The 26,768-nt window shown below is 54.9% G+C and carries 29 protein-coding genes; 18 read left to right on the top strand and 11 right to left on the bottom strand.

Annotated elements, in window-relative coordinates; genetic code table 11:
* Positions 1-53 precede the first annotated feature (53 nt).
* Positions 54-257: a hypothetical protein gene (locus ACO6S1_RS06910; RefSeq protein ID WP_422345578.1), complete on the top strand. Its 204-nt coding sequence runs from the start codon at positions 54-56 to the stop codon at positions 255-257.
* A 30-nt stretch (positions 258-287) separates the two neighbouring features.
* On the opposite strand, the gene ACO6S1_RS06905 is transcribed toward ACO6S1_RS06910, so the two are convergent.
* Both ACO6S1_RS06905 and ACO6S1_RS06900 read right to left on the bottom strand, forming a co-directional pair.
* Positions 288-650, bottom strand: coding sequence for a hypothetical protein (locus ACO6S1_RS06905; protein WP_422345577.1), 363 nt, complete (start codon positions 648-650; stop codon positions 288-290).
* Positions 651-759: 109 nt separating this feature from the next.
* Positions 760-1,344: a CC0125/CC1285 family lipoprotein gene (locus ACO6S1_RS06900; RefSeq protein ID WP_422346155.1), complete on the bottom strand. Its 585-nt coding sequence runs from the start codon at positions 1,342-1,344 to the stop codon at positions 760-762.
* 296 nt (positions 1,345-1,640) lie between these two features.
* Here ACO6S1_RS06900 and ACO6S1_RS06895 point away from each other — a divergent pair, with 296 nt between their 5' ends.
* Entirely contained in the window at positions 1,641-2,084 is a 444-nt protein-coding gene (locus ACO6S1_RS06895; RefSeq protein ID WP_422345576.1) for a host attachment protein, read from the top strand.
* Positions 2,085-2,184: 100 nt separating this feature from the next.
* Here the strand turns inward: ACO6S1_RS06895 and ACO6S1_RS06890 are convergent, their stop codons facing one another.
* From ACO6S1_RS06890 to ACO6S1_RS06880, 3 genes are all read right to left on the bottom strand, one after another.
* Positions 2,185-2,790, bottom strand: coding sequence for a GNAT family N-acetyltransferase (locus tag ACO6S1_RS06890; RefSeq protein ID WP_422345575.1), 606 nt, complete (start codon positions 2,788-2,790; stop codon positions 2,185-2,187).
* Between the two features lie 123 nt (positions 2,791-2,913).
* Complete coding sequence (locus ACO6S1_RS06885) at positions 2,914-3,609, bottom strand: endonuclease/exonuclease/phosphatase family protein (RefSeq protein ID WP_422345574.1); 696 nt, start codon at positions 3,607-3,609, stop codon at positions 2,914-2,916.
* Positions 3,610-3,719: 110 nt separating this feature from the next.
* Positions 3,720-4,430 (bottom strand): VOC family protein, encoded by a 711-nt coding sequence (locus ACO6S1_RS06880; RefSeq protein ID WP_422345573.1) that lies wholly within the window; start codon positions 4,428-4,430, stop codon positions 3,720-3,722.
* Between the two features lie 194 nt (positions 4,431-4,624).
* Here ACO6S1_RS06880 and ACO6S1_RS06875 point away from each other — a divergent pair, with 194 nt between their 5' ends.
* From ACO6S1_RS06875 to ACO6S1_RS06855, 5 genes are all read left to right on the top strand, one after another.
* The gene (locus ACO6S1_RS06875; RefSeq protein WP_422345572.1) at positions 4,625-6,352 is read left to right on the top strand and encodes a cation:proton antiporter; all 1,728 of its coding nucleotides are present in this window, start codon (positions 4,625-4,627) and stop codon (positions 6,350-6,352) included.
* A gap of 134 nt (positions 6,353-6,486) precedes the next feature.
* Positions 6,487-7,320, top strand: coding sequence for a universal stress protein (locus ACO6S1_RS06870; protein WP_422345571.1), 834 nt, complete (start codon positions 6,487-6,489; stop codon positions 7,318-7,320).
* 107 nt (positions 7,321-7,427) lie between these two features.
* Entirely contained in the window at positions 7,428-8,168 is a 741-nt protein-coding gene (locus ACO6S1_RS06865; RefSeq protein WP_422345570.1) for a head GIN domain-containing protein, read from the top strand.
* Positions 8,169-8,505: 337 nt separating this feature from the next.
* Positions 8,506-9,129: a class I SAM-dependent methyltransferase gene (locus tag ACO6S1_RS06860; RefSeq protein WP_422345569.1), complete on the top strand. Its 624-nt coding sequence runs from the start codon at positions 8,506-8,508 to the stop codon at positions 9,127-9,129.
* Positions 9,126-9,833, top strand: coding sequence for a GIN domain-containing protein (locus ACO6S1_RS06855; RefSeq protein WP_422345568.1), 708 nt, complete (start codon positions 9,126-9,128; stop codon positions 9,831-9,833). Before ACO6S1_RS06860 ends, ACO6S1_RS06855 begins: the two co-directional genes overlap by 4 nt.
* A 21-nt stretch (positions 9,834-9,854) precedes the next feature.
* Here the strand turns inward: ACO6S1_RS06855 and ACO6S1_RS06850 are convergent, their stop codons facing one another.
* Positions 9,855-10,064 carry a hypothetical protein gene (locus tag ACO6S1_RS06850; RefSeq protein WP_207986832.1) on the bottom strand — a complete coding sequence of 70 codons (210 nt, stop codon included), beginning with the start codon at positions 10,062-10,064 and terminating at the stop codon, positions 9,855-9,857.
* A gap of 191 nt (positions 10,065-10,255) precedes the next feature.
* Here ACO6S1_RS06850 and ACO6S1_RS06845 point away from each other — a divergent pair, with 191 nt between their 5' ends.
* Entirely contained in the window at positions 10,256-10,438 is a 183-nt protein-coding gene (locus ACO6S1_RS06845) for a hypothetical protein (RefSeq protein WP_422345567.1), read from the top strand.
* A gap of 72 nt (positions 10,439-10,510) precedes the next feature.
* The gene (locus ACO6S1_RS06840) at positions 10,511-11,866 is read left to right on the top strand and encodes a PQQ-dependent sugar dehydrogenase (protein ID WP_422345566.1); all 1,356 of its coding nucleotides are present in this window, start codon (positions 10,511-10,513) and stop codon (positions 11,864-11,866) included.
* A gap of 1 nt (position 11,867) precedes the next feature.
* Here ACO6S1_RS06840 and ACO6S1_RS06835 read toward each other — a convergent pair whose 3' ends face one another.
* Positions 11,868-12,710, bottom strand: coding sequence for an ATP-binding protein (locus ACO6S1_RS06835; protein ID WP_422345565.1), 843 nt, complete (start codon positions 12,708-12,710; stop codon positions 11,868-11,870).
* Between the two features lies 1 nt (position 12,711).
* Entirely contained in the window at positions 12,712-14,463 is a 1,752-nt protein-coding gene (locus ACO6S1_RS06830; protein WP_422345564.1) for an acyl-CoA dehydrogenase, read from the bottom strand.
* A gap of 52 nt (positions 14,464-14,515) precedes the next feature.
* On the opposite strand from ACO6S1_RS06830, the gene ACO6S1_RS06825 reads away from it, so the two are divergent.
* The 7 genes from ACO6S1_RS06825 (at position 14,516) to ACO6S1_RS06795 (ending at position 22,397) form a co-directional block, all read left to right on the top strand.
* Positions 14,516-15,475 (top strand): L-threonylcarbamoyladenylate synthase, encoded by a 960-nt coding sequence (locus ACO6S1_RS06825; protein WP_422345563.1) that lies wholly within the window; start codon positions 14,516-14,518, stop codon positions 15,473-15,475.
* Positions 15,476-15,589: 114 nt separating this feature from the next.
* The gene (aqpZ, locus tag ACO6S1_RS06820) at positions 15,590-16,312 is read left to right on the top strand and encodes an aquaporin Z (RefSeq protein ID WP_422345562.1); all 723 of its coding nucleotides are present in this window, start codon (positions 15,590-15,592) and stop codon (positions 16,310-16,312) included.
* Between the two features lie 141 nt (positions 16,313-16,453).
* Positions 16,454-17,521, top strand: a complete 1,068-nt coding sequence (locus ACO6S1_RS06815) for an efflux RND transporter periplasmic adaptor subunit (protein ID WP_422345561.1) — start codon at positions 16,454-16,456, stop codon at positions 17,519-17,521.
* Positions 17,522-17,556: 35 nt separating this feature from the next.
* Positions 17,557-20,640, top strand: coding sequence for an efflux RND transporter permease subunit (locus tag ACO6S1_RS06810; RefSeq protein ID WP_422345560.1), 3,084 nt, complete (start codon positions 17,557-17,559; stop codon positions 20,638-20,640).
* 15 nt (positions 20,641-20,655) lie between these two features.
* A complete protein-coding gene (gene msrA / locus ACO6S1_RS06805; RefSeq protein ID WP_422346154.1) occupies positions 20,656-21,183 on the top strand; it encodes a peptide-methionine (S)-S-oxide reductase MsrA in 528 nt (175 codons plus the stop codon).
* Between the two features lie 4 nt (positions 21,184-21,187).
* Positions 21,188-22,063, top strand: coding sequence for a UTP--glucose-1-phosphate uridylyltransferase (locus ACO6S1_RS06800; RefSeq protein WP_422346153.1), 876 nt, complete (start codon positions 21,188-21,190; stop codon positions 22,061-22,063).
* A 64-nt stretch (positions 22,064-22,127) separates the two neighbouring features.
* Positions 22,128-22,397, top strand: coding sequence for a hypothetical protein (locus ACO6S1_RS06795; RefSeq protein WP_422345559.1), 270 nt, complete (start codon positions 22,128-22,130; stop codon positions 22,395-22,397).
* A 13-nt stretch (positions 22,398-22,410) separates the two neighbouring features.
* On the opposite strand, the gene ACO6S1_RS06790 is transcribed toward ACO6S1_RS06795, so the two are convergent.
* The 3 genes from ACO6S1_RS06790 to ACO6S1_RS06780 form a co-directional block, all read right to left on the bottom strand.
* Positions 22,411-23,433, bottom strand: coding sequence for a M48 family metalloprotease (locus tag ACO6S1_RS06790; protein WP_422345558.1), 1,023 nt, complete (start codon positions 23,431-23,433; stop codon positions 22,411-22,413).
* Positions 23,434-23,442: 9 nt separating this feature from the next.
* Entirely contained in the window at positions 23,443-24,123 is a 681-nt protein-coding gene (locus ACO6S1_RS06785; RefSeq protein ID WP_422345557.1) for a LysE family translocator, read from the bottom strand.
* 191 nt (positions 24,124-24,314) lie between these two features.
* Positions 24,315-25,205 carry a LysR substrate-binding domain-containing protein gene (locus tag ACO6S1_RS06780; RefSeq protein WP_422345556.1) on the bottom strand — a complete coding sequence of 297 codons (891 nt, stop codon included), beginning with the start codon at positions 25,203-25,205 and terminating at the stop codon, positions 24,315-24,317.
* A gap of 148 nt (positions 25,206-25,353) precedes the next feature.
* Between ACO6S1_RS06780 and ACO6S1_RS06775 the strand changes: the two genes are divergently transcribed.
* Positions 25,354-26,070, top strand: a complete 717-nt coding sequence (locus ACO6S1_RS06775; RefSeq protein ID WP_422345555.1) for a pirin family protein — start codon at positions 25,354-25,356, stop codon at positions 26,068-26,070.
* 78 nt (positions 26,071-26,148) lie between these two features.
* Complete coding sequence (gene wrbA, locus ACO6S1_RS06770; RefSeq protein WP_422345554.1) at positions 26,149-26,748, top strand: NAD(P)H:quinone oxidoreductase; 600 nt, start codon at positions 26,149-26,151, stop codon at positions 26,746-26,748.
* The last annotated feature ends 20 nt before the right edge of the window (positions 26,749-26,768 follow it).

Here is a 26,768-nt window from a genome sequence, read left to right as displayed (position 1 = left end):
TAGCATCTTTGGGCGCAACCGGAGAAACTGGCTTCCTTTCACAAGGAACCGTCATGACCCGCATTGTGCAACAAAATCCCGGACGTCCGGATGAACTGCCGACACCGCCGCCTTCCGAAACGCCACCACTGGAACCGGACCGGATCAACGACCCGGGGTCACCCGAAACGCCGCCACCAGAGCCAGAGCAACCACCCCAGCGTCCGCCGGAATATCCCGTTCCGGACAAGCTTACAGCTCCAGCTCTTGGCAAATAGCCTTGATGACGGGTGGGCAGGATAGATCGACTAAGATTTCGTCCCGTTCTGTGCCCACATCGCCAGCGCCCCGAGGGCGAGACCTGCACCCGTTGCTGCCAGGATGCTGGCAAACGGGTGTTGCTGGACTTCATTGACGATCACGTCTTTTCGTTGTTCGCTGGCCAGACGCAACTCCTCGCTCCGTTCCCGCAACAACTCGCCTTTTTCCTTTAGCGTTTCCGCTGCTTTTTCGGTCCATTCCTTCATCCGTCCAGATGCATCCTCGGCCAGTTCATCCTTCAGACTGCGAATATCATCTTGCAGACGTTCCAGATCGCTGCGGATAACCGCAATCTGACTGCCATAGTCGTGATCATGTTGGGGATGGCTCACCACTGCTTCCTTGTTCATCGCTCTCGCTCCTTCTTGCTTGGTTGATTGGTCATGCTTGCTGGACAAATTATGTCGTTGGGATGGCGCGGTCATTACGTAATAGCCACTAGGCTAGCCGGCTTGATCGTCAACTTTTCGGCCACTCAATTGTCGGGCCCAGGTCAGCCAGAACTTGCCGGGCATTGAAAGCCTTCTGGCCATCTTGCGGCATCGGCCCCTTGCCCATTTTTATCTCGGCATGGGCTTCGAATTTTTCGACAGTCCGGACATCGACATCATAGGTCCAGAACCGGCTCCCGACATGAGGATGCCAGGTGGTCCAGCCGCTTCCACGATAGTAACGCCAATGCGGCTGCCAATAGAGATAGCCGGTACCATACCAAGGATCGTAGCGCGGAGAGCGGTCGACATAGGTCCGCCGGTCGCGATCCGTCCGATGGTCAATCAGCATGAACCAGTCATAGCCATTCTGATCGGTAAGCTCTGCCGCGCGATAGAGCAAATAGCCTTCAACCCGATCGCGGGAGGTAAAAATATTCCCGGCAAAATCGACGCGGTATCGGTCCTCGGCCAGCCGTTTGTCGGAATAGCCGCCAGAAATTTTCTGACCATAGAGATTGGGCTGATAGGGCGTAGCACTGGCGCAGGCGACCAGCAGCATCGTCAGCATCACGGTCCACATCTTCCCGGCGCTCCAGACATTGTTACGCATCAAGGGCACGATAACTCTCCTAAAGGTTTGATTGCTGGTCGAGACCAGAGCATTGCAATTTCTACCGGCGGGCCCTCAATGTCTTTACGTATTTATTCGGAGCAGCGCCTTTGCATGTCCGCAGCTGGTTTTGCTGACCTCTGCTCCGCGCCTCTTCCGTAACAATACCTATCGCAGCGTTAGCTCCTGTCGTCGTAATTTCGTGTCATCACCATCCAGCCTGTAACAGGTTGTAACAGAACAAGGCTTCGGTATAGGAAGATGAATATACCGGACCACAATTACAGGAAAAAAATGTGCTAATACGCAATGGTAGCTTGATCGTCGCTGTAGATGGATCGCGCATGTCGATTTTTCGCAATATTGGTGAAGCCTTCAAGCCGGCATTGGAGCTGGTAGAGGAACATCATGATCCGACACCGCGCTCGTCCGAGCTGGGTGATGATCGGCCGGGCCGAAGCTCGCAAAGCACAAGTCCGCGCAAAGGAGCCTATGAGCAGACGGACCTGCATCAGCAAGCAGAGGACCGTTTTGCAAGAGAAGCGGCAGAACGCATGGACCAGATCGCGCGCGATGCCAAAGTCGATCTGGTGCTGGTTGCCGCACCGCGGGCTCTGGGTGTTATCCGTCAGAATCTGAGAGCCGAGACAAGCCAGAAATTACGGGCAGAAATCGCAAAGGCCTTTGGGCCGCATGAAGCGGAACCATTGGCCAAAATGCTGGAAAAACATGATGCGTAAAAAGCTGTACGGAGCAATCCGGGCGAGAACCGTGCATTAGCCCCGATTGCCCCGCCCGGCGCCGACCATAGCCTTTAGCTTTTGGTTGAACCCGATGGTTTCAGGCTTTGGAACCGCTGGCGGCAAGGTCAAACTCCAGCAGCATCAGCGTCGCATCTCCGGGATAGCTTTTCGCGGTAAAGCCCATTTCCCGCTCCAGTTCGATTGCCGCATGATTTTCGCGGCTTTCAATAGACTGCAGCTTCTTGATACCGCTGCGTCTGGCTTCGCTGACGACATATTCAAGGAAGGTCCAGCTCATGCCGCGCTTTTTGTAATCGCTGCGTACCACAATCGCGACTTCGGCAACCGACTTGTCCTCGTTTGCGCCGATCATGGCGCTGGCGATGATGGTCTTGTCGTCAATATCCAGTGCGAGAAAGTCTTCCTTGTGATCATGATCGACATTGATCAGATACGACAATAATTCTTTTCCCACTTCGGGAATCGGGGACAGAAAGCGAAAGCGCAGGTCGTCCCGGGTCACATGATCGAAAAATGCGGCCAGGGCCTCTTCATCGGATGGCGATACCGGGCGAACATGAAATTCAAATCCTGTCCGGGTAGTCAGCGGAATCGACTTGCTGACAATGAGGTCATGGCCAGGTTCCTGTTCGGATTTTTTGGATTTCAAGGACAGGGTTGGTTTGGCTGTTTGGTCGGACATGGGGGGAGGCTCCTTGCAGCTAGCATGATATTCTTGGTCAGGGACAATGGAGCGAAAGCTATGCCAAGCGAGCGCAGGCTTACTATCCGTAATGGCCCGTAGACGAACCATATCGGGAGCCGTTTACGCTGCTGTGATTTGTGCCCAGACCGGCAGATGGTCGGATGCCTTGCGCGCCGATGCGCTGTCATGCGTGCCGCCCGCAAGCGCCGTCAATTGATCGCAGTGCATGATCCGGTCGAGCCGTGCTATCGGTCCGCGCGAGTGAAAACTGCGCCCGCAATCAACGAAATTATAGTTGCGGCCAAAATCAAGCAGGCATCCTCGCGAACTGCTCCATTCGTTGAGATCGCCCATCAGGATCGTCGGCCGTTCCTGGCCATATTGTTTCGCCAGCTTGACGATGGCAGCAGCTTGACGGCGGCGCCAAAGACCGGACAGGTCAAGATGCATGCCGAATATCGACAGGTCAAAGCCGTTCATTGCAATCTGCGCCATCACCGCACCACGCGGTTCGAGACAGGGGATGTGCAAGATATCATGGGCGACGATCCGTGCGGATTTATGTGCCAGGATCGCATTGCCATGCCAGCCCATCGAGTCGGTCTGCACATCCAATGGTATGGCACGGTAATCGCTATATTGTTCCAGCAGCAAGGACGGAATAGCCGCCGCCCGCGCGCCAAAGCGGCGATCGGCCTCCTGCAGGGTAATGATATCGGCATCCAGTTCGTTCAGCACATCAATGATCCGGCCGGGATTGCGCCGCCGGTCGGTACCTATGGCTTTGTGAATATTATAGCTGGCAACTTTTAGCATCAAAGAGTCTGCAATTATCCCGCGCCGATTCTATCCAATCAAGATGCAACCAAATTAGGGGCAAGCGCAAATCATGCAAATATATTCTGCTCCCATAGGGATCCGGACATTCAGCTCTCAGGCTGAAGCAAAGCGAACAGTGCGCCTGTAGAGTCCCGCAAAATTGCAGACCGGCCAAAACCTGTTTTACGCGTTGGCGCAATGATCAGCTGTGCGCCCAAAGACCTTGCCTTCTCGATCGATGCATCGGCATCTGCGACTGCAATATGGGGCACCCATTGCGGCTTGATATCCAAGCCCTCCGGTATCGCCAAAGCGCCGGTCTCTGGCGCAGACCAGGCAAAGAGATCGGCATAGAACCGCTGCGCCGCCGAGATATCGGTTGCAAACAGTTTATCCGAAATGAAAACTCCTGACGGAGCCGGATAGTCATGGCTGGCAACAAAGGGGCAAATCACTGCGCCTTGCGGATCACGAACAACTGCGCTTCGTCCGACGCCCGGAATATCAAAGGGTGCCCGTTCGATTGTCCCGCCCAGTTTCTCGGCGCAAACCGCAGTCTCGTCAACATTATCGACAGCGACAAAAGCCAGCCAATGGGATTGCTGATCCGGCGCGAGCGCAACAAAACCGCCATGCGCTTCGCCGCCATGGAGAATCAGCGGATAGTCGGCCTCGCCCGGTTTCCAGACAAAATCTTCCGCATGTTCGACCTCATAGGTCCATCCCAGAAATGCCGCATAAAAATTACGCGCCTCGCTGACATTGGTGGTCAGCAGATCATGCCAGACAATAGGGCCGGTCGCTGATTGTTGCGCCATGGCTTGCTCCTTTTTCGCCGCCATGAATGATATCGCACAAGCTGGTTCCCGCACCCTTGATCCAGATCAAGCCGCCAAAGGGCTTTAACTGTTAGATGCTTCATCATTACTACCGCAATGTCCTTGAAACGCCTTGAAAGGGCGCATACCATCCCCCCATACAGACCCCGTAGCATCTGAGCAGAGGCCTGACCGTGCACCCTGAAATCCCCTATCTTCGGGAAACCATCATATTCCTGGTCGCCGCCGGGCTGGTCGTACCGCTCGTTCGCAAGGCAGGCATCAGCGCGGTGCTCGGCTTTCTGTTTGTCGGTCTGGTTATTGGTCCGTTTGGTGTCGGGCGGCTCGTCGGCGAAACGCCAGTACTGGAACTGATGGTCATCGCCGATGTCGAGGGCGTCCGCCGCTTTGCCGAGCTCGGCGTGATCTTCCTGCTCTTCACCATTGGTCTGGAACTTTCGATTGCGCAATTATGGGGCATGCGGCGGCTGGTCTTTGGCTTTGGCACCGCGCAGGTCACGATCAGCGCTCTGGTGATTGGCAGTATTGCCTATGCTTTCGGCAATTCTCTGGTCGCTGCGACGATTTTCGGCCTGTGTCTTGCGCTCTCCTCGACTGCGCTGGTGATGCAATTGCTGACCGAGACCCGGCGGCTCAGCGCGCCAGCGGGCCGATCCAGTTTCGGTGTGCTTTTGCTGCAGGATCTCGCGGTCGTGCCGATATTGTTTTTCGTCGGCATTGCCGGTGCGACGGTTGAAGGTTCGCTTGCCGTTGCCGCACTCAAAGCCATTGGCGAGGCAGGCCTGGTGATCGCTCTGATCTTCCTTGTCGGCCGCATTGCAGTCCGCCCGTTCCTGCAGTTTGTTGGCGGCACCGGCAGCCGCGAAGTGTTCATGGCCGCGGTCATATTGCTGGTCCTGATCACCGCCGCCCTCACCGCACTGGCCGGCCTGTCCATGGCACTCGGCGCGTTTCTCGCCGGGCTGTTATTCGCCGGAACCGAATATCGCCATCAGATCGCCAGCGATATCGAACCGTTCAAAGGGCTGTTGCTCGGCCTGTTTTTTATCTCGGTCGGGATGAGCCTCGATATTCTTGCGGTATGGGCGGATATCCAGTGGGTGTTGCTGTCCGCGCTTGGCCTCTTGACGATCAAGGGCCTCATCCTGTTCGCTCTCGCCCGCGCCTTTCGTCTGCCCAAAGATGTGGCGGCGGAGACGGCAATCTTGATGAGCCAGGGTGGGGAGTTTGCCTTTGTCGTGATCGCCGCCGCCCTGTCCTTTGCCTTGCTAGACCCCGATACCGCACAATTTATGTTGCTGGTCGTCATTGTCACCATGTTCCTGACCCCCTTGCTAGCAGTAGCGGGACGGCGGGCTGGAGAGATGTTGCGGCGGCGCGAAGCCGGAAACGGCGACATGGCGGCAAGCATCGATGATGAGCATCCTGTCATCATCGGCGGCTTTGGCCGGGTGGGCCGCTTGCTTGCGCAGCTGCTCGAAGAACAGCGTATCCCTTATGTCGCGATCGATAGCGATCCCGATCTTGTTGCCGCCGAGCGCGCCAAGGGCGCAGCGGTATTTTTTGGCGATGCCAGCCAGCCGGATCTGCTCAAACATCTTGGCATAGAACGGGCTGCCGCTTTTGCTACCACGATGGATGCACCACAGGCAGCGGAACATGTCATCAAGGCGGTGCACAAGAACTGGCCGCACATCCCGATCATCGCGCGTGCTTGCGATGTCAGCCATGCCGAAAATCTGCGTGCAAGCGGGGCGAGAAGCGCGGTGCCCGAAACGGTCGAGGCCAGTCTGGAACTTTGCGAACAGCTGCTCACCAATATCGGATTTCCACAAGAGGCGGCTCGCGCGATCGTTGACGACCAACGGACCTGGCAAACCGATAAAGTGCAGGAAGAATAGCGGCGATCATAATCGAAACATAGACCTGGCCTATCGAAAGCTACGTCATCAATCGATTTAACAGTCAGCTCGCCTACGTGATACTTCTCTTTACAGATCGTTACTTACTTCATTTTTTTGAAAGACTTACCCCCATGTCGACTCAATCTAACCAGACAATTTTTCTCACCACGGACCTGACAGCACGCGGCGATCGCCCTCTGGATCGTGCGGTCAAACTGGCAAAGGCCCGGGATGCCAAGCTGGTTGTCTTTCACGTGCTGGAAAAAGGCCGCCATGACAGCGCCGCGGTCGAAGCCGCCACCGCAGAGATTGAACTGGACCTCGACAGCTATGACATCGAGGCGGATGTGATCATCGAACGCGGGGATGTAGTCAGTCAGATTATCGAACATGCAGAGGCCAGCAAAGCTGCACTGATTGTCGCCGGTGTTGCGCGCATTGGCCGGCTTGGCGATCTTGTCATGGGCACACAGTTGGAGCGGATCATCCACCATAGTCCGCTGCCGGTGCTGATCGCCAAAAACCGCGCGACAACCGCCTATGAGCGGATCGTAGCGGCCAGCGATTTCTCTTCCCCTTCGGCTTATGCGATTGCGCAAGGCTCTGCGCTCTTTCCCGAGTTACAGACGCATATCATCAATGCTTTTCATGTTCCGTTTGAAGGCTTTTTGCACAGCGAAACCGCAACAGAAGAATTCCGGACGGAACAGCATTTGCAGATGGAGAAATTTCTCGAGGCACTGAAACTCACACCCGAAACCCGCAAGAATCTGACCTATAGCGTGGAATATGGTGATACGTGCAGCGTGGTACGACAGGCCCTGAAAAACCGCCATACCGACCTTGCGGTTATCGGCACCCACGGTACCGGCGGCTTCCGTGCCAATATGATGGGCAGTATGGCGCGCGCGCTGATCACCTATTTGCCGTGCGATATATTGGCTGTGCGTCAGCCGCCAAAATAATCCGACGGCATTAACATCATGAAAGGCAGGAGTTTTTCCTCCCACTAGACTCTTGCCATCATGCCTGCCTTGCTGTATTACGGCTGCAATACACATTGGAGGCTCTCATGAAAAAACTATTATTCGTTCTTCCCTTTCTGGCGCTTGCAGCCTGCGAAGGATCTATCGCCAGCGCCGTCGGCGATGCTGGAAAGAGTAGTTTTTCTGACGGCACGCAGATTGGGACTGCCGATTCGAATCCTGGCGAATTTGACGGCGTGACCCTTGCGGGGCCGGATAATGTTATTTTCACCACCGGTTCGGACTTCTCGATCCGGGCGGAAGGTGATGCCGATACGCTGGAACAGTTGCGTTACAGAGTGTCTGGCGGACAGCTGAAAATCGGCCGCGAAAAGAACAGCAGCTTGTGGAGCGGCAGTTACAAGGATGCGACGATCTATGTCAGTGCGCCGACGCTAAAGAGCGCAAAACTGGCCGGGTCGGGCGACATGAAGGTTGATAATATGAACGGCGAAAGTGCGACTATCAGTGTCGCCGGATCGGGCAATATCGACATTTCAGCAGTAGAAACGGCCTCGCTCACCACCAAAATCGCTGGGTCTGGCGATGTTACTGTTGCCGGCACAGTGGACGAGGTAACAATATCTGTTGCCGGATCCGGGGATATCAGCGGCAAAGGGCTGAAAGCGGAAAGTGCGACGATCAAAATCGCCGGTAGCGGTGATGTTGAGCTGTCTTCTGACGGCGCGGTCGATGCAACGGTCGTCGGATCGGGTGACATTCGTATCCATGGCAACGCCACCTGCAAGACCAAGTCCAGAGGGTCAGGTGACATGACCTGCGGGTAATCGCCCGAGCTGATTTCCCTTTCCTACTTGATCGGCCTTCTGCTAGCCTTTTGTCCAAAGGCTTTGGGGAGGGTCGTCATGACAACACAAAACCAAAAAATCAGATATGGTGCGGTTTTTCAACCGGCACCACGCTTGCCTGATTTTCGCGGAAAAACGCTGTGTGATCTGTGTGAACTTTGGGTCGCGCGCTGCTCGGAAAGATGGCGTGTGAATTGTGTGAACTTTGAACGGCGCTCTCCCCGCGAAAAACGACCTGTGAATTGTGTGAACTTTGGAATATCCAAGGCGACAAGTCGTTTCCCTTTCGTCGCATTTTTCAAAGGGAGACAAGCCCGTGCCTAATATCTGGGAAAAATATGCCGTCCCGCGGATCATTAAATTTGCCTGTTCGCAACCGGCGGTGATGAAGGACCGCAGCGAAATCGTTCCCAAAGCGCAGGGCGAGGTGCTTGAGCTCGGCTGCGGCGGGGGAATCAACCTGCAATTTTATGACCGCGCAAAAATCGACAAGCTGACCGGGCTCGATCCGTCGGCAGAACTGCTCGACTATACCCGGCAGGAAGCCAAGACACTCGGTTTCGAGATGGACATATTGGATGGCGTGGGCGAAGCCATGCCGTTTGCCGATGACAGTTTCGATACTGTGCTGACCACCTTTACCCTTTGTTCAGTACAAGAAGGTAAACAAGTCCTGAAAGAAATGCGGCGGGTATTGAAACCGGGCGGCAAGATTCTGTTCCTTGAACATGGACGCGCACCCGATAAAGGCCCGGAAAAATGGCAGCAACGAATTGAACCGGTGTGGAAACATATTGCCGGTGGCTGTCATCTGCATCGCCCGGTCTCGAAATTATTTGAGGCAGAGGGCTTCGCATTGAACGAACAAGGCGGGCATTATGCCCCCAAAACGCCCAGATGGTTAGGGTGGATGGAATTTGGAGAAGCACGGCCGTTATGAAGAATCTTTTTGTCATGTTGTTGCTCAGCCTTGCTGCAATCGCCGCACCAGCGCAGGCGGCGGAGCGCAAATACTCAATCTCAAGCTTTGAAGATGTTCGCATCATCGGCAATATCAACGTGTTCATCACCACCGATCGCGGCGTATCGGCAAGCGCGGAAGCGGCCGACAGAGAAACTCTCGACCGCGTCGAGCTTAATAAAAGCGGCAAACAGCTCATTGTATCGGTCAAACCTAAAGCATCGCAAGATGGACGATTTTCCGAAGATGAGCCGGTTGCTGTCAGGCTAAGCAGCTATGTCATCAAGTCGATCACCCATTCCGGATCGGGCACGGTTTCCCTAGACAAACTGGGCGGACGCGATCCCAAAGCCAGGATCAACGGTTTTGGCGTGTTAACGATTAACGCAGTGGACGGAGATACGCTTGATCTCGTCATGAACGGTGGCGGTCAGATGGTTATCGCCGGCCGAGCAACAAAGGGGCAGATTACCATGCTCGGTTCAAGCATATTAGATGGCTCGCAACTGACGCTGGAAACGCTGGATCTGACCCAGCGCGGACCGGCAAGCAGCCATGTTTTGGTCGAAAAAGAAGTTACAATATCCAACAGTGGTACGGGCAGAATCCAGATTGATGGGCGCCCGAATTGCAGCGTGAAATCCGGCGGTTCGGCGCAGATTATCTGCGATCCGAAAAGCTAGTTTTTCTTTTACAACAAATATTTAATGGACAGTTCCGATTGATTGATCAATCGAAAGCAATACACATAGCCGTTCGACCTGACGCCATTTGCAATAGTGCAGATGATTGCCAACGGCACGGCTTTTATCCGCCCGGTTGGCGGCTTCCAGGCCGGCTTCTTCACCAAAATTGGTGATCAGCTGCTCGGCATCGGAAAAATTGGTGGAGTCTATAAATACGGGTAGTTGCAAAACAGGCTCCTGCGCTTCAACAACGGGTCATGATGAGCCCGCTCGACAGAAATGGGGAATAAGGGACAGGGATGGAAATTCTGTCAAAACCGATGGTGAACAAAACCTTATCTTTTGGTAAGCAGTCGCCGCTGGTCATCCCGCGTCACGCATGGCATGGCATCGCGGAAGACCATGGAACAGGATAGATTATGACGAACGGCCAGGACCCTCAAAAAGCCTCGGATAAAAATGCAGGCGGATTTTTCATGGCGGCCGGCTGTATTGTCGGTGCGATTGTCGGCGGCCTGCTGGGACAGCCATCGATCGGCTTTTTGGCTGGCCTGGGCCTGGGCGCCGCCATTGCCGTGGCCGTTTGGTATTTTGACCGCTGAGCTGGTCGCCAATCGCCGTACAAGCTGTTCAGGCTGCTTGTCATTGGTCCTGATGCTTCCTATTGTCAGTCTATGCTAAAACATATTCGCAACATCACGATTCTGATCATCCTGATTGCCATTGGTGCGGGCTATTATTTCACCCGCGGCGACACCGCCCGCCTGCCCTTGGAGGCGACAACAGGCGTCGATCCGCAAATCACAAATGTGCGTACCGAAAATTTCCCGACGATCAACATTGCCGAAGCGGATCCCTGGAAACCGGGTCAAGGACCAGTGGCTGCCGAAGGCTTCACGGTCGAGCGCTTTGCCGAGGGGCTGGATCATCCGCGATCAATGCTGCGTTTGCCCAATGGTGACATACTGGTAGCCGAAACAAACAGCCCGCCGCGCACCAATAAAGGCATTGAAGGCTGGATCATGCGTAACCTGATGGGCAAGGCGGGGGCCGGAACGCCGTCTGCCAACCGCATCAGCCTGCTGCGCGACAGCGATGCCGATGGCAAAGTGGACGAAAAATTTGCCTTGCTCGAAAATCTCAACTCGCCTTTCGGCATGGCCCTGATCGAAGACACGCTTTATGTCGCAAATACCAATGAAGTGCTCGCCTTTCCCTATGCTGTTGGTGATACCAAAATCACGGCAGAAGGGCGCAAGGTTGCGAATCTCAATGCCAAGGCACCGAATAATCACTGGACTCGCAATCTCGTCGCCAGCCCGGATGGAGAATATCTGTTCGTTGCCGTCGGATCGAACAGCAATATCGGTGAGAACGGTATGGATACCGAAAGGGAACGCGCGGCTGTATTGCGCATAGAATTGGCGACCAATGACAAAATTGTCTATTCTGACGGCCTGCGCAATCCGGTCGGCCTTGCCTATGAGCCGGTTTCCGGCAGGCTCTGGACCGTTGTCAACGAACGCGACATGCTGGGCAGCGATATGGTCCCGGATTATCTGACCGAAGTGGTTTTTGCGTCGCATTATGGATGGCCCTGGCATTTCTGGCGCGGCCATGTCGATCCGCGGGTTGAGCCGAAGAATCTTGACCATCGCCAATATGAGCGGCGACCAGACTATGGTCTCGGCGCCCATGTCGCGCCTTTGGGATTGGCCTTCTCGCATGATCAGGCCCTTGGCGCTCCGTTTGATAGCGGTGCGGTCATTGCCAGACATGGATCGTGGAACCGTAAACCGCTGTCCGGCTATGATGTGGTCTATGTCGATTTTGATGAAAAAGGAAAACCGCAAGGCAAACCACAAATCGTGCTGAGCGGATTCATCGATGAAGATGAAAAGGCACGCGGGCGTCCTACCATGGTGGAGTTTGACCAAACCGGAGCGTTACTGGTGAGTGATGATGTCGGCGGAATCATCTGGCGTGTTTCCAGATCTGGTGCGGCGAAACCCGCCCCGGAAACTGAGTAATCTAAACCAGCGCCTTGCCGGACCGTCCGGCAAGTTCAACAATATACTGCCACGCAACCCGGCCAGACCGGCTGCCCCGTTGGCGAGCCCATAGCAGCGCGTCTTCGCTTTCATATGCCAAGGCATGGACCTCGGCATAGCGGCTGACCATTGCCAGATAGTCGTCCTGCGAAGCGGCATGAAACCCGAGCCGCAGGCCGAAGCGATCCGACAATGCCAGCTTATCATCAACCACATCACGTGGATTAATCGGGTCATCTTGCTCAGCCATCTGCCGCGGGACGATATGCCGCCGGTTCGAGGTCACATAGAGCCGCACATTATCGGGCCGCGCCGCTGCGCCGCCTTCCAGCATTGACCGCAACAAGCGCGGAGCCGCGCTGCCTTCGTCAAACCCAATATCATCTATGAACAGAATGAATGGTCGATCCGTCTTGCCCAGAATAGCAAAGAGATCAGGCAGGCTTTCGAGCCGGTCAGCATTGGCTTCAATCAAGCCGATATCGGTGCCTGCCATATCAAGTTCACGGATAACCGACTTGGCGATAGCAGACTTGCCCATGCCGCGCGCGCCCCACAACAAGACATCATGAGCGGCAAACCCATTGGCTAGACGCGCGGTATTTTCCAGCAATCGGGCCTTCTGATCATCAATTCCCGTCAACACGTCCAATGCGATAGGGGCAAACCGTTCAATCGCTTCAACAACAGTCCCGGTCCAATGAAAGGCGAGCCCGGCGGTGATATCTGCCGAGGCAGGAGCGACAGGGGATAGGCGCTCTAAAGCATCGGCAATTCGGTGGAGCGCTGCCCCAATGTCCAAACGGCTCTCCCCATCGGTCATATCAGGCGACCAGTTCCTCACTGTCGAGGCTATACAGAATATCCGCTCCGCCCATGGCTGCCGCTTTCAAGCCCAATGCTTCGGGCACGAGATGATCGAGATAATAGCGGGTCGTCACCAGCTTGGCTTTCAGGAATGAATCATTGCCGCCCGCCAGTTCTGCTTCCGCGATACGCTGCTGCTTTTTCATCAGCATACCGCAAGTTGCCGTCGCGAGCATGGTCATGAACGGATAGCTGCCGGCGAGCCGGTCATCCATCGAGGCGTCACCACCGGCCATCCAGTTTGCGATTTCTTCAACCATCAGCGCCAATGTCATCAACGCGTCTTCATCCTTCGCCTCTGCCTTGATTTCCGCAATCAGTGCCATCATCGCATCACCGCCATCAAGACCAAGCTTCCGGCCAACAAGGTCTGCAGCCTGAATACCGTTCGTGCCTTCATAAATCGGCGCGATACGGGCGTCCCGGAAATGCTGGGCCGCTCCGGTTTCCTCGACAAAACCCATGCCGCCGTGCACCTGCACGCCAATTGAAGCCACTTCATTACCGATATCGGTGCCATAGCCCTTGATCAGGGGCGTAAGGATTTCAGCCCGCGACTTTGCACCCTCGATGTCAAGTGTGGCGCCATCAACATGAGATGTTGCATAATAAAGCAAAGCACGGGCCGCCTGTGTCAGCGCCTTGCTGCGCAATATCATCCGCCGCACATCGGGATGCTCGATAATCGCAACCGGATCCTTGCTACCGCTGCCTGCCCGGGCCGATTGTACACGGTCAGTTGCATATTGAATGGCTTGCTGCGTCGCCCGTTCAGCAATCTGCACACCTTGCGATCCGACATTGATCCGCGCATTGTTCATCATCGTGAACATGGCTTTCATCCCGCCAAATTCGCCGCCGATCATCTCGCCGATACATTCGTCATTTTCGCCATAGGCCATGACACAGGTGGGCGAGGCGTGAATGCCCAGCTTGTGCTCGATTGACACGCAGGTCACATCATTGGGCGCTGCGCTATTGCCTTCAGCATCGAGATGGAACTTTGGGACGATAAACAGCGATATCCCGCGCGTGCCTTCTGGCGCGCCCGGGGTCCGGGCCAAGACCAGATGAATGATATTATCGGTCAAATCATGTTCGCCAAAAGTAATGTAAATCTTCTGACCCTTGATCTTGTATTTCCCGGCGTGTTCGCCTTCCGTGATCGGCTCTGCTGTGGCCCTAAGAGCTCCGACGTCGGAACCGGCCTGTGGTTCAGTCAGGTTCATCGTCCCTGTCCATTCGCCGGAGATCATTTTCTCCAGATAAGTGGCCTTCTGCTCATCGCTGCCATGGGCATGGATAGCTTCAACCGCACCGAAGCTCAGCATCGGGCAAAGCGTGAAAGCGAAATTGGCGGCTCCACAGGTTTCGAGAACCAGCGCGGACAGCGAATAAGGCAAACCTTGCCCACCAAATTCTTCGGGACCATCGATGGATGCCCAGCCGCCTTCGACAAACTGCCCATAAGCCTCTTTGAAACCGGCGGGCATGGTTACGCTGCCATCATTCCATTTCGCGCCAACCGTATCACCGATGCGATTAATCGGTGCAAATTCGCCAGCAGCAAACTGCCCAATGCCCTCTACAATTGCCTCGACCATATCTTCGCTAGCACCGGCAAAGCGCTCATGCTCGGCAAGCGCGCCGATATTGGCGATATGTTTCAGGACGAAATTCTGTTCTCTGCTGGGCGCTGTAAAGCTCATCTTCAATCTATCCGCTATTGCTTGAAATCTCGCTGGGCTATAGCGCCCTATCATGTCCGGCTCAAATGATCATATTGACGATAAAGCGCGACGTTACGGCAAGCAGGCGATAGTCGCCGCTGCCGAGCGACTGCAATCGGGTGGACTGGTCGCTGTGCCTACCGAAACCGTCTATGGTTTGGCGGCCGATTCGACGAATGCCGGCGCCATTGCGGAAATCTACCGGACCAAGGGCAGACCTGATTTCAATCCGTTGATTGTCCATGTGCCAAATATCGATGCTGCCCGGAAATTGGGCCTGTTCAATGACCTCGCCAACAAACTGGCAAAGATATTTTGGCCCGGACCTTTGACTCTTGTAGTTCCCAAAACATCCGATTGTCCGGTTGCCCCGGCCGTAACAGCCGGCCTCGAAACCATCGCCTTGCGCTGCCCCGCGCATCCCCTGATGCAAGAATTGCTCGCGACTTCCGGGCTGTTCCTGGCCGCGCCATCGGCCAACAAGAGCGGCGGTATCAGTCCAACAAAGCCAGAGCATGTCAAGCATAGTTTGGGCAAGGCCGCACCAATGATATTGGACGGTGGTCCTTGTGAAAGCGGTATAGAGTCAACCATCGTCGCGATCAGGGACCATGACTATCAAATCTTGCGCCCTGGCCCAATAACCGCAGAAGATCTGGAAACAAGCACGGGTAAAGTAGCCCTCAATCAAACCGGCGAAAAGATCGAAGCGCCCGGTCAGCTTGCCAGCCACTATGCGCCCAGCAAGCCCGTGCGCCTTGATGCGATGCAACCGGAGCCAGAGGAATATTATATCGGCTTTGGCGCTATTGCGGGCGATTTTAATCTGTCTGTCAGCGGTGATCTGGCTGAAGCGGCAACCAACTTGTTTGCCAGCCTGCATGACGCTGATGCCAGCGACCGACCCCATATTGCCATCGCTCCGATCCCGCGATCCGGAATTGGCGCAGCAATAAATGACCGATTAAAGCGCGCAGCCCAAAAAGACTGATCTTTTACATAGGTTTACGCTCTCAAATTAGGAAGTTTGACCGAAATGCGGTAAAAAGCTGCTGCGCAGCTCAATAGAGGCTGTGAACATTCCTTTCTTGGGGAGGTCAAGAATATGACAGCTATACAAAAATCACTGGCAGAATTTCTCGGTACATTTTGGCTTGTTTTTGGCGGGTGCGGAAGCGCGGTTATCGCGGCGGCCTTTCCGGATGTCGGGATCGGTTTATTGGGCGTGTCCCTCGCCTTTGGCTTGACCGTGGTCACCATGGCTTATGCGATTGGGCATATTAGCGGTTGCCACCTGAACCCGGCCGTGACCATCGGTCTGTGGGCTGGCGGGCGCTTTCCGGCCAATGAAATTCCGGTCTATATTATCGCGCAAGTCGTGGGTGCAGTAGCAGCGGCAGCAGCGCTCTATCTCATCGCAACCGGCAATCCTGATTATGACATCGTGGTCAATGGCCTGGCGGCCAACGGTGTCGGCGAAAAGTCGCCCGGCGGATATGCAATGGGTGCAGGCATTGCCATTGAGATATTGCTGACTTTCTTTTTTCTGATGATCATATTGGGAGCCACTGATGGCCGCGCGCCAGCGGGCTTTGCGCCATTGGCTATTGGTCTGGGTCTCACGCTGATCCACTTGATCAGCATCCCTGTGACCAACACATCGGTCAATCCGGCACGCAGTACCGGTCCAGCACTGATCGAAGGTGGCATAGCCCTTTCCCAGCTCTGGATATTCTGGGTTGCACCAATGGTTGGTGCTGTGCTGGCAGGTATCGTCTACAAATTTGTCGGCGGCGATGGGCAGAATGTGACTGGCACGAAAGACTAATATTCTCATCAATATATACTGAAAAAACCAAGGGGCCGGACTTATGATCCGGCCCTTTTCGTTGCAAATCGCAATTTTCTGTTGGTCAGGGCCGCTTCGCGACTTATGAAGGGGCGTCGGGAGGGGACAAGATAGGTATATATGACGGGGCGTAGTCGAAAATATTTGAGTCAAAAATCTCTGGCGTTACTGGCAACGATATCGTTGATCGGTTGCAGTGGAACCGAAGCCGAAGAAAAACCGAAAGACCGGGATCCCATTCCCGCAGCGACAATCACCGTCCAAGCCGCCAGTCAAAACGAAACCATAACGGCTGCAGGAACGGTGCGTCTGCGCCGCGAGACGGAGCTAGGATTTACGACATCCGGACAAGTCGCTTCAGTAAGCTATGAAGAGGGTGACCGCGTGAAACGCGGCGCCACTCTGGCAGCTCTGGACAATAGTACAGTGTCCGCGGATCTGGAATCCGCACGGGCAGAGCTGGATCGAACAGAAGCGGATTTTGAAAGAATTAAATCTCTCTATGCTGATGGCTGGGTCGCCAAAGCGCGCCTGGAACAAGCAGAAGCAGCAATGCGGGCGGCTAAGGCACAGGTCAACGCCAAAAGTTTTGCAAGCAGAACGTCCCATATTCATGCGCCGAGCAATGGTATTATTCTTAGCCGAAATATTGATGCCGGCCAGATCGTAAGCGCTGGAACAACCGCGCTGATTCTCGGAGAAACGGACAAGGGCTTCGTGCTGAAAGTTCCATTGACCGATGAAGATGCCTCCCGCGTTCGGGTCGGTATGCGCGCCAATGTCACAATATCTGCGGTATCCGACACGCCCTTTGAGGCTGTCGTCAGCGAAAAGGACGGTCGGGCAGACGAACGGACCGGGACTTTCGAAATCAGTTTCCTGCTGCCTGCTAATGAGCGGCTGCGGTCCGGTCAATTGGGGACGGTTGATATAGAAGTTTCACGTAACAATGATGGTTCGATCGCCGTTCCGGCAACCGCAATATTTGGCGTGCGATCCGGCGAGGGACTGGTTTATGTCGTCGATGACAAAAAGCGCGTGAAACAGCGCAATGTCGTAATCGGCGAACTCACAGACGACAGCCTGGAAATTACCGCGGGCCTTAATGACGGCGATGTTGTTATCACCCGCGGAGTTGAAAAGCTGCGTGATGGGGATCGCATAAAACTGATCCGCACGGTTAAATGATTTGGGCCCCATATTCTTTGGTGAGATTTTCGTAGATGCTTGCTAAATTCGTCATCGAGCGTTGGCAGCTGGCCCTCATCCTATTCTCATTGCTGGTCGTACTGGGTATCAGCGCCCTTTCGAATATTACCCGGGCCGTTGATCCACATTTCCCCATTCCCGTGGTCAGCATCATCGCCATTCTGCCCGGTGCCGATGCTCAGGATATGGAAGAAACGATCGCCAAGCCGATCGAGGAGGCGGTCCAAAGTCTGGACGATATAAAGGAAGTTCGGTCCAACAGCACCGATGGTGGCAGCACCATCACCGTCGAATTTACCGATTGGAGTGGAGATGTAGAGGGTTATTTTGACGATGTTGTCCGCGAAGTTAACGCCATTCGTGAGACATTGCCCCAAAATCTTCAGCGTTTGGAATTCCGCAAGGTCCGCACCACCGAGGCAGCGGTGTTGCAACTCGCCCTGGTCAGTGAAACCGCATCATGGCGGCGGCTGGACAAATATGCCGATGATCTGGTTGATAATCTGACCCGCTATCCCGGGGTACGCGAAGCACGGATATTCGGTCTCCCGCAGCCGGAAATTAGCGTTGAGATTGATCCAGCGCGCTTGTCAGAACTGCAAGTCCCGGCAAGCGCGGTTGCCGACGCTCTGAAACAGGGCGGGATAGAGCTTCCCGGGGGAGCTGTGCAAAGTGGTGATCGGCGACTCAATGTCAAAGCGGGCGGCGCTTTTCGCGACCTGGAAACCATTCGCAATTTGCCGCTGCGCGCAGCGGGAGGGGCTTTGCTGACCGTTCAAGATGTAGCAACCGTCAAATGGGGTGCCGCCGAGCAAATATATCGCACACGGCATAACGGCAAACGCGCCATAGTGGTAACAGCAACCCAAAAAGACGGCGTCGATGTGACCCGGCTAAGGAAAGAACTGGACACAGAATTGGCCAATCAGCGGGCCACTTTGCCCCCCGATATCAAACTGGCGTTGCAATTTGATCAGAGCCGCGATGTTACGCGCCGTTTGAACGAATTGACACGAGACTTTGCAATCGCCGTCGGTTTAGTCATTTTTACCTTACTACCGCTTGGTCGGCGCGCATCAGCAATGGTGATGATATCTATCCCCCTGTCATTGGCATCAGGGCTGCTGGTTCTCTATGCGATGGGCTATAATCTCAGCCAGCTTTCCATCGCCGGTTTCATCGTCTCACTGGGCCTGTTGGTCGATGACTCTATCGTTGTTACCGAGAATATCGCACGCCATTTGCGCATGGGGAAAACACGAAAACAGGCGGCGATCGATGGCACTTTGGAGATCCGCAGCGCTGTTATCGGGTCAACTTTCGTTCTGATATTCGCTTTTGCACCACTACTCTTCATGCCAGGCGGGCCGGGCTCCTATACCCGTTCTTTCTATCTCGCGATCATGATGACGGTGGCCGCATCGCTGGTTATTTCACTGTCCTTAATCCCTTTTGTCGCCAGCCGTTTTTTGCGCCGGGACGAAAATCCCGAGGGCAATGCCTTGCTGCGATGGTTGAACGACAAAATCCAAACCTTCTATAGTCCGCTCTTGCATATCGCCCTGGGTGCGCCGCGGCGGACCGTTGCTATCGCAATGGTGCTATGTATATCCGCCTTTGCCCTTGTCCCATTAATGGGTTTCTCGCTTTTCCCGAATTCTGATTCCCCCTATTTCCGGGTGTCGGTGGAGACCGAACAAGGCAGCAGCCTGAATCAAACCGACCAGATTGTCGGCCAGGTCGCCAAAATCATGGAGGCGGAACCATCGATAAAAGTCCGGGCCGAGAATATTGGTGCCGGTAATCCACAGGTATTTTATAATGTTTTTGTCAGTGCAGAACGCACCAATTATGGTGAAGTGCTGGCGGTGCTCGATAAATGGGATGCGAATGACGGTCCAGAAATGGTCGAACGCTTGCGGACAAAATTTGACGCCATTGCCGGCGCCCGCATAAAATTGGAACCCTTTCAAAATGGCCCCCCGATTGAAGCACCGGTAGCCATTGAGGTGTCGGGGCCGCAGCTCGATGTGCTGAAAGACCTGGCCGGTCAGGTTGAGGATATCTTGCGCGACACGCCCGGTGCCAGAGACATCGACAATCCTATCAGAACAGACAAAATCGATCTTGATATCGGCCTGGATGAGAGAAAGGCGGCATTGCTGAACATTCCGCCGGGCGAGGCGCGGCGGGCCATTCAATTGGCCATAAGCGGCGAACGCGCGGCGACTTTTCGAGATGCCGAAGGCGATAATTATCCGGTTACAGTGCGCTTGCCGCTGAAGGAAACACAGCCCGTTTCTGTTCTGGATGATATCTATCTGGCCACGCGCAGCGGCGACCCTGTTGCGTTGTCACAAGTCACCAATCCAAAGCTGACCAACGTCCCCCCGCAGATTCAGCGCCGCCAATTGGAACGCTCAGTTACTGTTACTGCGCAGCTTGAATATAATGAAGTGGCTTCCATTGTGACCAATGAGGCGGTGAAGGAAATCCAAAAAATCGATTTTCCCGAGGGTTACTCTTTCTCCATTGGCGGGGAAAGCGAATCTATTGGTGACACATTTGGTGATCTGGGGCCGATTGTATTCACCGCCATTCTTTTGATAATTGCAATTCTGGTTGCTGAATTTGGCCGCTTCAGAGAAACAATCGTGGTTGCAGGCGTCATTCCCTTGGGAACGTTTGGCGGATTGATCGCGCAATATCTGACCGGCAATTCGCTCAGCTTCATGGGTGTCATCGGGTTTATCGCATTGATTGGCATAGAAATTAAAAATTCCATCCTGCTTGTCGATTTCACCGCCCAATTGCGTAAACAGGGTATGCCGTTGCGGGAAGCTATCGAAAAAGCCGGTGAGGTTCGGTTCCTGCCCGTATTGCTGACATCCGTTACCGCGATTGGCGGACTATTGCCGTTGGCTCTGCTGGGCGGGACGCTTTATGCGCCGGTTGCGATTATCATTATTGGTGGTTTGATAAGCTCGACCTTGCTTTCCCGCGTTGTGACCCCAGCTATGTACTTGCTTATCGCGCGCGGTGATGAGGAAAAAGAAAATGGCGGCGCCCCTGCCCACAACGACGTAGCGCCCGCCTAAAAGGAGTTAATGACTATGCAGGAAGCGATTTTCGCCGGTGGCTGTTTCTGGTGCACCGAAGCGGTGTTTAACGACATAGCAGGCGTCCACAGCGTCGAGAGCGGGTATATTGGCGGTGCCAATGCCAATCCCACCTATCGCCAGGTCTGTTCCGGCACGACTGGTCATGCCGAAGCAATCAAGATCGCCTTTGATCCCGAAGTGGTGAGCTATGACGATCTGCTCGACATATTCTTTGCGACCCATGATCCGACCCAGCTCAACCGGCAGGGCAATGACATCGGAACGCAATATCGATCCGCTATCTTTCCTCTCGACGACGACCAGCGCGCTGCGGCTGCCGCAGGCATAGAACGGGCGGGCGCAGACCGGTCGGAACCGATTGTGACCACGATAGAAGGACCGGCAACCTGGTATGTAGCGGAGGACTATCACCAGCAATATTGGGCGGATGAAGGGCGCGGCAATCCTTATTGTGTTGCCACGATCCCACCGAAATTGCAGAAGCTGCGGACCAGTTTTGCGGATAAATTGAAGGATTAGAACTATTTCCATGAAACCGATCAAGAAAGCCGTCTTCCCCGTCGCTGGGATGGGCACCCGTTTCCTGCCCGCAACCAAGGTCATGCCAAAAGAATTGTTCCCGATCGTTGATCGCCCGTTGCTGCAATATGCAGTTGATGAAGCGCTGGAAGCCGGCATCGAACAGATGATCTTCGTCAATGGGCGCGGCAAGGGCATGATCGAGGACCATTTCGATCTGGCCTTTGAACTGGAGCGGAATATGGAGGATCGCGGCAAGGATCGCTCGGTTCTCGATGGCACACGCCTTAAGCCGGGCGATAGCGTGTTCGTGCGGCAACAGGAGCCGCTTGGTCTGGGTCACGCAATCTGGTGCGCGCGGGATATTATCGGTGACGAGCCGTTCGCGATCTTCCTGCCCGACGAGCTTATGGTCGGGAATCCCGGCTGCATGAAGCAAATGGTCAATGCCTATGGCAAGCTGGGCGGCAATATCGTCTGTGCGCTCGAAATCCCGATCGAAGATACACCCTCTTATGGCGTGATTGATCCAGGATACCGCGACGGTCCGATTACCGAAGTCAAAGGCCTGGTCGAAAAGCCGGCCGCCGGCACCGCGCCATCCAATCTGATTCTGCCTGGTCGCTATATCCTGCAACCCGAAGTCATGCGTATTCTGGAGACTCAGGAAGCAGGCGCAGGTGGCGAAATCCAGCTGACCGATGCGATGGCGCAAATGATCGGCAAACAGCCCTTTCACGGCATGACTTTTGACGGGGCGCGCTATGATTGCGGATCGAAAGCCGGATATGTCGAAGCCAATCTGGCACTGGCACTGGCGCATCCCGAAATCGGTGATGACATTCGTGCCATGGCTGAGAATTTGCTGGCACAATCATAGGCTTGAGCTTCGTTCAGCGCGTCTTCATTGATCGGAGCGCACATATCCGCTTGAGGAGACCATCATGCGCCTGACATTCGTTCTTATATCCGCCTTGGCCCTGACAATGGTCAGCGGCTGTGTGGCCAGCAAAATCGTCACGGCGCCGTTCAAGGCCGCCGGTACGGTCGTCGAAACCGCTGTTGATGCCTCTACCCAGACCCAGTCAGAGCGAGAAGAGGACCTTGGCCGCGAGGTGCTCGCAGAGCGCAAGCGAGAACGGGACGCCTGTCTTGAGCGAGCCGAGACCAAGGCAGAGCGCAAGGAATGCAAACGCGCCTATAAGGATGATTAAAGCGTATAGATGGCTATTCCGGCTCGCCGCCAACCAGTGACGGCGGTGCATATTTGCCTGCAACCGGCTCCATTTGCTGCATTTTCGCTATTTCCTCTTCAAATAATTTAACGCGCTTTTTCCAACGGTAGTGGGTAGATGCGGAGAAAATGCCCTTGCCATGTTGCTTGCCATAGCGGGTCCAGAAACGGATCGCGGCTTGCGAATCATAGCCGGCATTGGCCATGAGCCAGACCGATAACCGGTCCGCTTCAATCTCCGCAGCCTTTATCCTTTTCGCACTCTTGCCAAACTGTCCGAAAAAGCCGCGATTGACCTTTTGCGCGTTCAGGCGCTCGCGATGTTTCAGCAGGTTGTGCGCCAGTTCATGGGCGGCGATCGCAGCCAGTTCCTCATCATCGCGCACATATTCCGCAAGCGCCGATGAAATGCTGACCATGTCTCCGTCCGCGGATGCTTCGCGCTTTGCACTGACACGGATTTGAAACTGGCTACGGCATGTCTTGACGGGCGTAAGCGTGATCAGCTGATTGGCACCACCGCTGTACACTGCAAGCGTGACCTGGCCGTCGGCAGCTGCTTCGATCAACTTCTCTTTCACCGCCGCTATCCGCCGATATTCGGGTTTTTCATCGGCCAGCTTTTCAGCATCTATCGCAACATCCTGTACCGCCGTCCCGTCAATTGCAATCAGACCATCACCTGCCGCCATTTCCGCGATGGCAGCCGGGCTATCGGGCGCCACTGCGTTAATTGCGATCGGACGTGAAAAACCAAGGGCAAGACGCGCCGCCTCTTGGTCACCATATTGTTGAAGGTCGTGCAGCAAGATTCCAAAATGCGGAACGGTTTCTGTACAAAATTCGGAATTAGCCGAGACCAACCGATAGCCGGTGGTGTGCATACGCTGATCGAGCAACTGCAATGATTTGAGCGCCCGTACATCTTGAGACTCGATACCCGGCTCTTGCGCGGCTATCGCTGGCGATTGTACAGCAAGCAAGAGGATGAAAGTGAGGGGTAAAATAGGCTGCATCTTGGTTCTTTACAATTTAAACCCTGTCGCGCTGTTGAACGCAAACGTCACGCCGGCGTCAATCAGGTTGAGATAGGCCATCACCAATGCCACACAAACCAAAACAAAGGCGGCCACATATTTGAAAACATCCTGCACCCTGTCGGCACGGCCCAGGCTGCGCGCTTTGGACGCCAGAGCAGCATAGAAAGTCAGCCCAGCGGTTTCGGTAAATATGGTCAGCCCTGCCAAGATTCCGAATTGCACCCATAAATTCCCCGTTGGATCGACAAAGGGCGGGATGATGACCGTGTAAAAGAAAAGCGCTTTCGGATTGGACATATGTACAGCCAGCCCGCTGAGAAAGCCGCGTTTGAACCCCTCTGCAGTGGCTGCGGATCCGCGAAGATTCTGCCTCGTGCCGCGGAGCATCGCGATACCCAGCCAGGCCAGATAGGCGACACCCAGCCAGCGCAAAACCGCATAGGCAGACGGAAAAGCCTGAATTATCGCAATCAATCCAAAGGCGGTCAGGGCATACCAGATGAAATTCCCGACATTGATCCCGACAATAGGTCCAAGCGCCCCGCGCATCCCGCCTTGCCGCCCGGCAGGCAGAGCGTGGCTGACCGTGACCATAGTGGCCGGCCCCGGTGTGAAACAGAAGGTCAGGTCCGTGATCAGGAAAAGCAGGATGGTCTCAATCGGCATCGTTAGACAGGCTCGCCCGTCTCAACATGAACGAGTTTATACAGTTTCGACACAGAATCGCCCAAAATTTTACGCCCCATTTTCCGGCGATGAAGTGCGACCATGCTGCCAACCATCGCTGCCTTGTTGGTTCGGAAACCATATAGAACCGGTTTGATGTAGGACAGCAGATTTTGCCAATTCCGTTTTGGTCAGCGAAGATGTGTCTTCAAATGGTTGATCAGCGCATTCACCCGTGCCGGGCGAAGCGGCGAAGGCGGCATTACCAGATTCAACGCAATCGCACCAAACCGCCAGCCGGGCAAAATCGGCCGCAAGGCACCACTATCTATCGCGTCCTGGCACAGAAAATCGGGCAGATAGCCAATGCCACGCCCTGCGATTAGCGCAGGCAGCATGATATCGCCATTATTGCTGCGAAACCGGCACCGGGGCCGCACCGATATTTTTTCTCCCTTCGGCCCATTCATGTGCCACATTTCTGGCGTGTCTACGTTGGAATAGAGAAAGCAATCATGCGCGGCCAGCTGCTCAGGCCTTGTCGGTGTTCCAAGACGTTCCAGATAGTCCGGTGCGGCAATAAAATAGGTCTGCATGCTCCGCAATCGAATAGCACGCAAGCTGCTGTCCGGTAGTTCGGCAATGCGAATGGCCAGATCAAATCCCTCTTCAATCAGGTCAACCCGCGCATCGCTTAGTTGCACGTCAACCAGTATCTCGGGATATTCACACATGAAATCGGCGATAATCGGCGCGAGATGCGACAGGCCAAAGCTTAATGGTGCTGCTAACCGGATTTGGCCGCGTAGCAAATGGGCGGTATCGCGTGCAGCCTCCATCGCCGCCTCTCCATCAACTGCAATTGCCTGCGCATAGGGCAGCAATGCCGTTCCCGCAGTGGAAAGCGATATTTTGCGGGAGGTTCGGTGAAACAACACGGTGCCCAGAGACTCTTCCAAACGCGTAACGGCTTTGGACACGGTCGGTTTGGAAATCGCCAATTCATGAGACACAGCGGTAAAACTGCCAAGACGGGCCGCAGTAGCGAATATTACCCAAGCTTCGAAATCAGGCAGGTTCATATTGTCTTTATTATATCATTTTCAGAAACAATCAATTTCCTTATTTGGTATTTTAGAAACAATCAAATCGCCCTATTTCATTCCCAAGCAAGACGGAAACGCTTCACCACAACGAAGGCGGAGCCGTCCAGGAAACAGGAGAATGACTATGATCGAGAAACGCACATTTGCAGAACTGGCCCATGTCAATCACGATTGGCTGCAGGCCCGGCACCATTTTTCCTTTGGCCGCTACTGGGATCCGGCCCGCATGGGTTTTGGACCCATTCGCGTCTGGAATGACGACGAGATCTCCGCCCAGACCGGATTTCCGATGCATCCGCATGAAAATATGGAAATCATCACCTATGTCCGGGAAGGAGCGATTACCCATCGCGATTCTCTTGGCAATGAAGGCCGCACCGTCGCCGGTGATATTCAGGTAATGAGCGCGGGAACGGGCGTGACCCATAGCGAGTATAATCTGGAAGACGAACAGACACGGCTGTTCCAGATCTGGATCGAGCCCCGCGCATCGGGCGGTGATCCGCGCTGGGATGCGAAAGCCTTTCCAAAGGGCGATCGTGCCGGGCAACTGGAAATATTGGCCAGCGGTTTTGACGAAGACATCGAAAGCGGTGCCCTCATGATCCGGGCCGATGCGCGGCTTTACGGCGCGACATTGGAGCCTGGTACGATCATCCGGCATGATATTGCCGAAGGCGCCCATGTCTATCTGGTCGCTTCGGCTGGCACATTGCGAGTTAATGGCGAAGAAATCGCCGCCCGCGATGCCCTGGCAATTCGCGATGTTGCCACGCTGGAAATTGAAGCGTTGGACGATGCCGAACTTGTCTTTGTCGAGGCGTTTGAACAGCATAACTAACACCCGCGAAGGAGGGGCGCTTGCATATCCCCTGAACCACGAGCGCCCCTTCACTTTACCCCTGAAAGGAGAATGAAAATGGCGAAAATACTTGTTTTATATTACTCATCCTATGGTCATGTAGACGCTCTGGCGCAGGCTATTGCCGATGGTGCACGCGATGCTGGTGCTGATGTAACCATTGGCCGTGTTCCGGAGTCCGTACCTTCGGAAGTGGCGCAGGCTTCTGGTTTTAGCGCCAATGACGAGCACCCCGTGATCGAGCCGGACAGTCTGGCTGACTATGATGGCATCATTGTCGGATCGCCCACCCGCTTTGGCCGGTTGTCGAGCCAGATGGCGTCCTTCTGGGACCGAACCGGCGGTTTGTGGATGAAAGGCGCTCTCGTCGGCAAGGTCGGCGCGTCCTTTACCTCCACCGGCTCGCAACATGGCGGTCAGGAGACGACCCAATATTCGATCCTCAGCAATCTGCTCCATCACGGCATGACGATTGTTGGGCTCGACTATGGCTTTGCCGGACAGATGAACAGCGAGGAAATTGTGGGCGGCTCCCCCTATGGCGCATCGACCGTGGCTGGCGGCGACGGCAGCCGGACGCCGCACGAGATTGATCTGGACGGAGCGAAATATTTGGGCGCAAAGGTCGCACGAACGGCTGCGAAACTGATCGCCTGATACTGAAAACAAAAAACCCC

It is taken from the genome of Parasphingorhabdus sp. (assembly GCF_965233695.1).
GTDB lineage: Bacteria > Pseudomonadota > Alphaproteobacteria > Sphingomonadales > Sphingomonadaceae > Parasphingorhabdus.
Note: the sequence above shows the minus strand (reverse complement) of the source record. Positions and strands in the feature narration are given on the sequence as shown.